This window comes from Endozoicomonas sp. YOMI1 (assembly GCF_024606345.1).
In the GTDB taxonomy this organism is placed as follows: Bacteria; Pseudomonadota; Gammaproteobacteria; order Pseudomonadales; family Endozoicomonadaceae; genus Endozoicomonas.
On sequence record NZ_JAHHPM010000352.1, the window covers coordinates 1 to 1,459 of the forward strand.

The following is a 1,459-nucleotide window of genomic DNA, read 5'->3' on the forward strand; positions in this document are numbered from 1 at the left end:
TCGGCACGACCGGCTTCCGAAGGTGTCAACGTCTTCTGAAGTTACGGATTCAGGTCATATTGAGCAAGGAAAATTAAGTCCGGAATTGTATCCTGAAGCCAATAAAACGGAAATAACTAAAGAACGTTTTTACAACATCAATAGCCGCCTCAATCTCGGTGCGAATAATTCAACATTTCCATTAATCTCGCTGATGAACGGCTTAACCCGAATGGTAACAGCTATCCTGATGAGGAGCGGTTCTGTTTCAAATAATAGTGGAAACACGGTTGAATAAAGAAAGATCATCTTTATCGACCTGCCGGTCGCACAGGCATCCGCACTGGGTGCCGTATTAAGCCAATACTGGTTGGCACAATTTGATGGGGTCTTCAGCAGTTGGCTGGGCCAAATGCCGGGGCTTTTATTTAATCTTCCCAGTGGCGCCAGCATTGTCATTACCCTGGTTTCATCGGATGCGCTGTTTATTTTGTTGAAATCCTTATACTCGACCCTATTAAAGGAACTCTCCCTGCTCTACTATTGTCATCATTATTACCAGCTTGAAAAATCAGGGAGTGTTGAATGCTGCTCGTTATTTCTCCAGCGAAAACCCTGGACTACGAAACACCGTCCATAACAAACAAATTCACTCAGCCAGACTTTCTTGACCAGTCTGCCCTGCTGATTGAAGAACTCCGTGAGTTAAGTCCGGCAGCAGTTGGCAGCCTGATGAGCATCAGTGATAAGCTGTCCCAGCTTAATGCCGCCCGCTTCCAGGCATGGTCGGCACCGTTCAGTCCGGACAATGCCAAACAGGCCGTACTGGCCTTCAAGGGTGATGTATACACCGGTCTCAACGCAGAAACACTCAATGAACAGCAGCTGTCGTTTGCCCAGAAACACCTGAGAATCCTCTCTGGCCTTTATGGCCTGCTACGGCCGCTGGACTTAATGCAGGCCTACCGCCTGGAAATGGGTACGCGATTTACCAATCAGCGGGGAAAAGACCTTTACCAGTTCTGGGGAAGCATGATCACAGAGCAGCTGAACCAAGAGCTGGCCAGTCAGAAGAGCCAGGTACTGGTCAACCTCGCGTCTAATGAATACTACAAGTCTGTGCAGCCAAAGCAGATTAATGGCCAGATTATTACGCCGGTATTTAAAGACTGGAAGAACGATCAATACAAAATCATCAGTTTCTATGCCAAAAAAGCCCGTGGCCTGATGTGTCGTTACATTATTGACCATAACATTGATCAGCCAGAAGAAATGAAAAGCTTTGACTACGAAGGTTACGCCTTTAATGGGGCCATGTCTTCCGATAAGGCGTGGGTTTTTACCCGGAAAGCATAGCCACTAAATAAGGTCATGAAAACAAATTGCTTTCTTGAAAACGTCTTCCAAAACATCATACCCATTCCACCTTCTAAATATGAGCTGCGCAGCCATTTTGAACAGCTGGATCTTCGTTGGAATT

2 protein-coding genes are annotated in these 1,459 nt (G+C 46.4%); both read left to right on the forward strand.

The window, feature by feature from the left end:
* The coding region (locus KDK15_RS12755) for a hypothetical protein (RefSeq protein ID WP_257295754.1) at positions 1–277 on the forward strand (277 nt) is incomplete at its 5' end.
* Positions 278–564: 287 nt separating this feature from the next.
* Positions 565–1,335, forward strand: coding sequence for a peroxide stress protein YaaA (gene yaaA / locus KDK15_RS12760; protein ID WP_257295756.1), 771 nt, complete (start codon positions 565–567; stop codon positions 1,333–1,335).
* Positions 1,336–1,459: the final 124 nt, after the last annotated feature.